An 8,669-nucleotide genomic window follows, 5' to 3' on the forward strand; every position below is an offset into this window, starting at 1 on the left:
GCTTGCGTAGATCAACCGACAGCGCCCTGGGCATGTATCAACCTCCTTGCTCGAAGGCCGTACTGAATCAGATCGCAACCGATTTGGGAATCGCCCACGATTCAATCAGATCGATTTATGCTCTAGCCGGCGTATCCTGCAACGTGCGATTGGCCTTCTCGCCGGTTACGATGATGTCGTCCCCGCCTGGATCGGCAACCTGAGCTTCCGGCGTCGTCGCCTTATCCTGGGTGGCGACTTGCGCTATCGCCGCGGGCGATGTGCCGAGCAGCATGACCGCCAAAACCGAACGAACAAATACCATCGCAAAAATCCCCCCTGGATCGAACCCCGCTAATCACTGCGCTATTGCACGTCACTCGCAGTTGCAATATGAGGGCGGAGGGGGAATAATGACTGTGTTGCTTTCGCTCGTTGCAATCTGCTGCTCCTCCGTCGCGGTTCTTCTGCTGTGGATGGCATGGCGCCGCGATCATCGCCGGCGCAGGCTCCTTGCGGGCTCGCTCATCGCATGGGTGATCGCGCTGACGTTGTGGACCACGGCGTTTGGCCTTGAAGTCGGCATCCCGCTGACGCTGGAAACCGCAGCGATCGTCGCGTTCGTGTTCATTCTGTCACGGATCGAGTTTCGCACGCCGCGGATTGTGAGAGAGAGGTATGCGCCGCCAGTTGTGCGATCTCGCAACCGCTGGCTGCGTGGAACGATACTCGGTGTCGGCGCGGGTCCCGTCGCATTTACCGCCTCGACTGGCGTCGGTGTGCTCTTCGCGACGACCGCGCCGCTCGCTGATGCGACCCGCCTGATGCTGGCCGGATTGCTGATACCGTCACTGTGGGGCGCAGCGATGACGTTGGTCCTCGCAAGCCGGCGGCTTTTGCTGCCATCCGCAGGACTGCTGGGCGTTGCGATCACGACCATCGCCACGTCCGTAATGGTGGTCCGATGACCGCGTCTGCCATGCCCACCCGCAACATTACCCGACAGCTACTCGCCAGCCATTCGCTGGTCGGCATCGTGTTCGGCGCGCTAATCTATCTGATCTGCCTGAGCGGCTCGTTGGCGGTCGTCGCTGATGAATTCGAACAATGGGAACGGCCCGATGCGCCGGTCGTAACAGGTGCCGGTCCGGCTTTACTCGGTCTTTCAGCGCGCAACGCCTATTCCGTCGCGAAAGCAGCGAGACTGGACCATGCCGTGTTCCTGTCCGCCCCAACGCCGGAATTCCCGCGGATGACCGCTCTCGCGGTCGACGCGAAGGGCAACCATCGCGAATGGAATCTCGACGCGAACGGCTCCGTCGTGCCGCGCGCGATAGCATCCTGGACGACGTTCCTGCGCGAGCACCATCGCACGCTGCACGTTCCTGCTCCCTTCGGCATCTGGATAGTCGGGCTGATCGGGACCTCGCTGCTCGCCAGCCTGTTCTCAGGTCTGCTGGCGCATCGTCGCATCATCAAGGATGCGTTCAGGCTACGCTGGGGAGGATCGAAACGGCTCGCCAATGCCGATCTTCACAATCGCATCGGCGTCTGGGCATTGCCGTTCCACTTCATCGTCGCGCTGACCGGTTCCCTGCTCGGTCTGGCCAGTCTCATCATCCTGATTCTGGCGATGGTTGCGTTCAAGGGCGATACCAACCGCGCCGTAGCGGCGATCGCCGGGGCGCCCGCAATTGCCGACCCGCGCCCCGCACCTTTTCCCAACTTGGGCGCTATTGTGCGCGAGTTGGATCGACGCCAACCCGGCGCGCGGGTCGAGAGCGTGCAACTCGACGATGTCGCTACCCGTGGCCAGCAGGTCCGTTTGGTCGTGGCCGCGCCGGGACATCTAACGCGCGCGGAAGTGTGGAGTTTTGACGGCAATGGCCGGTTCCTTGGTCGCCTTGGTTTGACGGACGGCAATGTCGGCGTGCGCATCTACGGGATGCTCGTTCCGTTGCACTTTGGGACCTATGGCGGGATTATTCTGAAAATCGTCTACCTTGTGCTGGGGCTGGGCATGACGACGCTGGTTGCGACTGGAGCACAGATCCTGCTTGCCCGGCGCCGTGACCAGGGACGCGCCTCACTTCGGTGGGAGCGTGTCTGGGATGGCATTGTCTGGGGACAACCCGTCGCCTTGCTGGTTGCCGCGCTGGGTGTGCTGCTGACCGCCGCCCCGGCTCTACCGCTTTATTGGACGGTGACGCTTGCGATCTTGATCGCCTCGCCGTTCGTCGGTGCCATCCGTGCGGTACTTCGCATTGTAACGGCAATCGCCGCCGGGACGCTTGGCCTGCTGCATCTCGCTATGATCCGTCCGGTATCAGACGTCGGATTGGCCATCGATACAATGCTCTTAGTGATCGCTGCCGGCTTCTTACTGATGATAGGCCATAGGCGCGTTCGGGAGCGCTTACCGGTACAACCTGGCATGGCTGAGACATGACGAACCGATAGCTTGGAGTTTTTCAGCGTAGAACCAGCGCTCTGCCCTTTGGAAGCGTTCATCGGCATCGCGACAGCTGCGCTCAGTCCCGGCCGGTCAGGCGGGGGTCTGCGACAACCGAAACCTCCCATCGTCCCTCTGTAACCGTCCGATTGCTACCGCAGTGCCCGGGCCTTGAAGCGGGCGGCGAGTTCGGGATCATCGACGAAGTCATCGAGAAACTGGTGCCAGGTTTTGGTCGTGAGACGCGGTTCGCTCAGCATGTCCGTCAACTCTTCGACGCCGCGATCGGTTAGCGCGGTGATGGCCTCGTCGGGACCGGTGTAGACGCTGATGATGGCGCCGTAGGTCAGATTGTCGTGGTTCGAGACGATGGCTTCCAGCAACGCCACGTCCTCGCCGAGCATCCTGGCGACATAGTCGAGGGTTCGGACGTAAGTGACCGCGGCCATCAGCCGACCAATATCTGCGGAACGGTCAGCGGCGCCCAATTCCAGGGCAGCACTTCGTCAATCCTGTTGATCTTGTGATCGTGGATGCGATTGAGCAGGTCGGTGATATAGGCTTGGGGATCGAGGCCATTCATCTTGGCGCTTTCGATCAGCGTCATGGCGCGCGCGAGGGTTTCGGCGCCGGCCGGAGCGGTTGCGATCGACGAATGAGAAGAGTGAGGTGCATTTGCTTTACTTCCCTGACGCCGACGCATTGGATGCGTTCCGGGCTGATCCGGCACGAGCCGCTCTTCAAGAGCTATGGTTGAAATGCGGTGCCTCATCCAGTCTGACCGAGGTTCGGCGCTTGAGCCATCCTTAGACCCCATGACTGCCAGAGCCTCGGCGGCTCAAATCTGAGATGCTGATGATGGATTTCTCAGCAACGGAGGCGAGTCATGACGGAGGTAGTGAAGTACATCGGCCTGGACGTGCATAAGGAGACCATCGCAGTCGGTGTTGCCGACGGAGAACGCGGGGGTGAGGTGCGCTACGTCGGCACGGTTGCCAATGAAGACGATGCGGTCAGGAAGCTGGTTAAACGGCTGATGGCACCGGATACGTCGTTGAGCTTCTGCTACGAGGCGGGCCCCTGCGGCTATGGCCTGCATCGGTTGCTGACGAAGCTGGGACAGAATTGTTGGGGTGGCGCGCGTGCTGCAAAATGGTGGGCGGTTGAAAAAGCCGACAATCGTCGCCGTGGCCCGCAAACTTATCGTGGCACTCTGGAAATACGTCAACGCCGGCGTAGTGATCGAGGGGGCAATCGTGACACACGCATAATCTCCAGCACCTTTCCATATCCACAGGGCCTGCAGACCCTGCTGGATGCCAGGTAGGCGAACCGCGTAACTGCAGGGCATTATCCATGCCGATCGGTGAGAATGGTTCCGCCCCCCTGGGTCCCCCTCCGCAGCAAGCGGGATGTTGGTTCAGTCGCTATATGCCCTGACCGAATATAAGTTGGAGCGGGCGCGGACACCGCGTCTGATCATGCACCAGGACCCAAACCAGGCTATCCAGATAGTCCTAACGGAGACCAGATTATGTCGCCCTGAACCTCTTGACACAACTACCCCTCATATAAGCAATTACGAGCGTACCGCCGATCCCGAGGCGATCCTCCGGCGGTTCTGTGAATAGGTGGCGAAATCGAACTTGGACCGCTTTCAGTTCAACTGTTTAAAAAAAGGAATATATTGTTCCAGTGGGTCCTGATCAGCGCCGACCCAGAGGTGGCTCGGTCGGTCCGATCTACCGGGCGATGATCCAGCGCGCGTTCGACCGGGGCGCGCTGCCGGATCTGACCAACGACGATCTCGACCGTGTGCTCAAGGGCATCAGTGCGCACTCGACCCGCGTGGGTTGAACCAGGACCTGTTCACCAGCGGGGAGGATCTCGCCGGCATCAACTTATATTCTGCATTACGCCGATTATGATGCAGTCAGGCACGACGAACATCTCCTTGACATGCATTATTTTCCCTTATAGAGGAATTAATGCGCATGCTTATTGGCGTTCTAGGATATTGCAATCTGATTAGATAGGCGGTCCGGTGCACGGGGTATAAATTCCTTGTAAAAGGAAAACTGCCGTTGACCAAATAGGGGAGGAAGAGATGTTGAAATCACGCATTTTGTGGAACTTGTCGTCCGCACTGGCTGCGGCGCTGCTGGCAAACCCCGCGCAAGCGCAGGACGCGCCCGCTGCAGGGAGCTCGCCGCAGGATCAGGCCGGGAGCGGCATCCAGGAAATTATCGTGACCGCCCAGCGCCGCGAAGAAAATCTGCAGCGTGCCGCGGTTGCCGTCGATGTTCTGACCGGTGACGACCTGGTTCGGTCGGGAATATCGTCGGCGTCGGGCCTCGACGACCTTTCTCCTGCGTTGAATGTTGCCAATGGCGGCGGGGCCAACACGACATTTTTTGTCCGCGGCGTCGGCAACTTCACGACCAACGGCTATACTGATCCTGCGGTCGCGTTCAATTATGACGGGGTGTATATCGGCCGGCCTGCCAGCACGTCCGGACTTTTCTACGATCTTGAGCGGATCGAGGTTCTCAAAGGTCCCCAAGGCACGCTCTACGGGCGCAACGCGACGGCGGGTGCAATAAATGTCATTCCCGCACGCCCCAAGATCGGCGAAACTTCGGGAAAGATCGACGCAAGTTACGGGAATTACGATGCGATCAGCACCCAGGCCGCGATCAATCTGCCGCTCGGTGATCGAGGAGCCGTTCGCCTCTCCGGCACGCTGTCGAAGCGCGATGGGTATTTGTCCGACGGAACGTCCGATGAGGACGTAAAGGCTCTTCGCTTCCAGATGCTTGGCAAACTTACTGACACGCTGTCCGTGCGCGTACAGGGCGACTATGCGCATCAGGCCGGTCGGGCGCAGGGTGCTACCTATGTCGCTACACTGGGCGCATTCAATGCGACAACCGGCACTTATACTTTTAACCCCAGCGGCTTCGGTTCGTCCGTCGGGTTGCTGGATCCGGTCGCACAGGCTTTGCGAGCGACGCGGTTCGCCGGTCAGGTTCGGCGCAATCTTAACGCGCTTCCTACCAACAGCTATCTTGATGACGATTTTTTTGGCGCCAATGCGGAGATAATCTGGCAGACCGGGATCGGTACATTCACCGTAATTCCTGCATGGCGGGCGGCGCAACTCCGAGACCAGCACAGTAACGCGGGCTTCACACCGTTCACCCAGGAAAAATTCCGGCAGGGTAGCCTGGAATCTCGTTTAACTGGAAAGGTCGGCGCGCTCGATTACATCTTGGGGGCATATTATTACGACGAGGCGGCGAAGGGTAATTACACTTTTGCGCAGTCGGTGCTGTCGAACTACCAGGATTTCACCTCGAAAACCCAATCCTGGGCGGCTTTTGGTCGTTTGACCTGGCATGTCGCAGACCGCTTCCGGCTGACGGGCGGCCTGCGCTACACGCATGACCGCAAGCGATTTGACGGCATCGGCACTGTCATCGCGCAGGCGTGTACCGCGCCAACGGGTACTCTTTGTCCCGACGCGCCATTGGTGCCGCTCACCGATCGCCCCGAGCAGCTGCCTTTTGCCATTCCCGCGGTTGGTGGAAGGCCCGTCCCGATTATCGTGAACGGCGTGGCGACGGGTGCGATCGCCACGCGAACGACGACCGTTGTCAACACTGGCCTGTCAAACAGTCGACCGACCTTTCGGCTGGCTGCCGAATATGATCTTGGGCCACGGTCACTGGTCTATGCGAGTTTCGAAAACGGTTACCGTTCGGGCGGCTTTTCACTTGCCAATGGTTATGAGACGTTCGAACCCGAATATCTCGACGCCTATACCCTTGGATCGAAAAACCGATTCTTCGACAACCGCGTGCAGCTGAACCTTGAGGCATTCATCTGGAAATATCGGAACCAGCAGATCGCTCATTTTGGCATCGACAAGGCTGGTGCTACCGGAGTGTTTACTGAAAATGTCGGGCGCTCGACGGTCAAGGGCATCGAGGCGGATTTGCAGCTCGCTGCCACGGCCACGACGGTGCTGAAGGGGACGGTTCAGTATCTCGACGCGAAGTTTGATGATTTCCAATATCAAATCCCGTTCAATGCCGCTCCCGTCGTTGGCTGCCCTTACGGGCAATCGACGGCTGATCCGCGCTTTACGATCGTCAACTGCTCCGGCAAGCCATCATACCAATCACCGAAATGGGTGATCCAGTTGGGCGCGCAGCAGACAATTCCGATCGCGGCCTACAAGCTCGTCCTGTCAGCCGATACACAGTATAAGAGTTCGCGTTACATCGCGTTCGAATATATCGCTCCTGAAATGGCCCCTTCGTTCTGGCAGTCGAACCTATCAGCCGATTTCAGCCCGGAGGACGGAAACTGGTCGATCGGCGGATTTGTACGCAATCTGGAAAACCATCGCGATCTTAATAGCGGAGTCTATTTCGGAGCAGGCGGCTATTTCGCGGCTAGGCCGGGCGCGCCCCGGACATATGGGATGCGCGTTTCCGCAAAGTTTTAAACAAAAGGGAGCAGAGGATATTCGTCCCTTGGTCCCTTTCTCAATATGGTTTGTGTGACGGGAGTGGTGATGCTGATGAACTCCGATGGAGATGCGAGCGCCAGCGCCTCGGGGACGGCGACTGAGGCCGATCCTTACTCTGGACGATCCGGGCGGCAGACCATGCTGCTTGTCGTGCTGACTCTGGCTGCGATGCTTGGAGCGCTAGACCGCCAGATCATGCAACTTCTGCTTCTGCCGATAAAGTCCGATTTAGGGCTTACAGATACGCAGGTCAGTCAACTTTATGGTCTGGCCTTTTCACTCTCCAACGTACTGTTTCTTCTGCCCGCCGGCCTGATGGCGGACCGGGTCAATCGTCGAAGGTTGCTTGTGGCCGGCATCGCCGCCTGGTCTCTGCTGACCGGGGCATGCGGATTTGCGCTTAGCTACGCCAGTATGTTCGCCGCACGGGCCGGCGTCGGAATCGGTGAAAGCGTCATCCAACCAACCGGCGTTTCGATGCTGCGCTCTGCCATCCCGCCCGAACGCCGAGGTCGGGCGTTCGCCATTTATGCCATGGCGATCATGCTCGGTACCGCGTTGGCGCTGCTGGGTGGGGGGCTGCTGCTGGGACTGATCGGGCGCGGTTTGTTGGTTGGAGTGCCGTTGCTCGGAGACCTTCATCCCTGGCAGGCGGTCCTGTTGATATTGGGCACCTTGGGCCTACCGATCATGCTACTCGTCAGCCTCGTCTCGGAGCCGGGCCGACCAAGCGAGCTAAAAGGCGCGAGCTATAGTGACGCGCTGCGCTTCATCGCGGGGCGCAAAGGCGTATTTTTCCCGCTGGCGATCTTCAACACAGCGGCAGGCATGCTGACGCTTGGTTTTGCGGCGTGGGTTGTGCCGGTCCTGGTTCGTCGCTGGGGTCTGACCATACCGGAAGTCGGCACCAGGCTCGGAGTGATGATGCTTGTCCTGCCGCCACTGGGGCTATTCGCTACCGGCTGGCTCATCGATATGACCAAGCGCCGATTCGGTCTCTCGGGGCCAATGCTACTGGGTGCGATCCTCCTGCTGGCGAACATTGTTGTTCACGTTTTCGCGCCAATCTATCCAACGCTTGCCGGCACATGGGTCCTGCTGGCTCTAATCATGCTCCTCGGCACGACCTGCATTCCGATCGCTAACACGATGGTCGCCGCCATCGCCCCAGCAAATCTGATAGGCCGCATTTCGAGCCTGCAATACATGCTGTACGGCGTGTTCGGCGGTGGGCTTTCGGCAACCGCCATCGCCATGGTCAGCGATGGCTTCTTCACCGGTCCTGCCGCTATTGCACACGCGCTGAGCATCATGTGCGGCGTCTATGGTAGCATTGGCGCAATTGGCGCGCTGGCGACGGCGTGGCAACTGCGACCGCCGTCCTCAAGTTGATCGAGGCATCGGCAATGTCGTGGATCTGCTCGTCCTCGATCATCATGCACTCCGCGTTCCCGATCTTGACGGTGCCATCGAATGGTATGGCCGCGTCTTCGGCTTCTCGGTCGTCCGTCGTTTCACCTTGACCGCAGCGCATTGTCGCTGCGCAATGCTGATCCGCGATGCCTTGCGACTGGAGCTAGAGCATTTTTCGATCAAAAAGCATCATATCCGCAGTGAGCGAAGTAGTTTTTGCACTCTGCGGGGGTGAATTCGTCGATAGATTGGCCGATAATGCGCCAGAGGTCATCAACCGTTCTGGCG

General features: G+C 59.3%; 7 protein-coding genes and 4 pseudogenes. 8 read left to right on the forward strand and 3 right to left on the reverse strand.

Going from position 1 to position 8,669, the window contains the following annotated elements; all coding sequences use genetic code 11:
- Nucleotides 1-115: 115 nt before the first annotated feature.
- Nucleotides 116-304: a hypothetical protein gene (locus EWE75_RS23050; RefSeq protein WP_130160410.1), complete on the reverse strand. Its 189-nt coding sequence runs from the start codon at nt 302-304 to the stop codon at nt 116-118.
- 88 nt (nt 305-392) lie between these two features.
- Here EWE75_RS23050 and EWE75_RS23055 point away from each other — a divergent pair, with 88 nt between their 5' ends.
- A complete protein-coding gene (locus tag EWE75_RS23055) occupies nt 393-947 on the forward strand; it encodes a hypothetical protein (protein ID WP_130160411.1) in 555 nt (184 codons plus the stop codon).
- Nucleotides 944-2,428 carry a PepSY-associated TM helix domain-containing protein gene (locus EWE75_RS23060; RefSeq protein WP_130160412.1) on the forward strand — a complete coding sequence of 495 codons (1,485 nt, stop codon included), beginning with the start codon at nt 944-946 and terminating at the stop codon, nt 2,426-2,428. The genes EWE75_RS23055 and EWE75_RS23060 overlap by 4 nt, the downstream gene beginning before the upstream one ends.
- A 155-nt stretch (nt 2,429-2,583) precedes the next feature.
- Here EWE75_RS23060 and EWE75_RS23065 read toward each other — a convergent pair whose 3' ends face one another.
- Both EWE75_RS23065 and EWE75_RS23070 read right to left on the reverse strand, forming a co-directional pair.
- On the reverse strand, nt 2,584-2,880 hold the full coding sequence (locus EWE75_RS23065; RefSeq protein ID WP_130160413.1) for a hypothetical protein: 297 nt from the start codon (nt 2,878-2,880) through the stop codon (nt 2,584-2,586).
- A pseudogene (locus tag EWE75_RS23070) lies at nt 2,880-3,077 on the reverse strand (transposase domain-containing protein); the annotation flags it as partial. The pseudogene EWE75_RS23070 and the gene EWE75_RS23065, both read right to left, overlap by 1 nt.
- A gap of 240 nt (nt 3,078-3,317) precedes the next feature.
- On the opposite strand from EWE75_RS23070, the pseudogene EWE75_RS26375 reads away from it, so the two are divergent.
- From EWE75_RS26375 to EWE75_RS26380, 6 genes and pseudogenes are all read left to right on the forward strand, one after another.
- Nucleotides 3,318-3,560, forward strand: a pseudogene (locus EWE75_RS26375) (IS110 family transposase); the annotation flags it as partial.
- 10 nt (nt 3,561-3,570) lie between these two features.
- A pseudogene (locus tag EWE75_RS23080) lies at nt 3,571-3,702 on the forward strand (IS110 family transposase); the annotation flags it as partial.
- Nucleotides 3,703-4,156: 454 nt separating this feature from the next.
- Nucleotides 4,157-4,329, forward strand: a pseudogene (locus tag EWE75_RS23085) (integrase); the annotation flags it as partial.
- A 209-nt stretch (nt 4,330-4,538) separates the two neighbouring features.
- Nucleotides 4,539-6,944 carry a TonB-dependent receptor gene (locus tag EWE75_RS23090; protein WP_130160414.1) on the forward strand — a complete coding sequence of 802 codons (2,406 nt, stop codon included), beginning with the start codon at nt 4,539-4,541 and terminating at the stop codon, nt 6,942-6,944.
- Between the two features lie 69 nt (nt 6,945-7,013).
- Nucleotides 7,014-8,360, forward strand: a complete 1,347-nt coding sequence (locus EWE75_RS23095; RefSeq protein ID WP_165388505.1) for an MFS transporter — start codon at nt 7,014-7,016, stop codon at nt 8,358-8,360.
- Nucleotides 8,293-8,616 (forward strand): VOC family protein, encoded by a 324-nt coding sequence (locus EWE75_RS26380; RefSeq protein ID WP_130160416.1) that lies wholly within the window; start codon nt 8,293-8,295, stop codon nt 8,614-8,616. The genes EWE75_RS23095 and EWE75_RS26380 overlap by 68 nt, the downstream gene beginning before the upstream one ends.
- The last annotated feature ends 53 nt before the right edge of the window (nt 8,617-8,669 follow it).

Origin of the sequence: Sphingomonas populi (assembly GCF_004208535.1) — a bacterium.
In the GTDB taxonomy this organism is placed as follows: domain Bacteria; phylum Pseudomonadota; class Alphaproteobacteria; order Sphingomonadales; family Sphingomonadaceae; genus Sphingomonas; species Sphingomonas populi.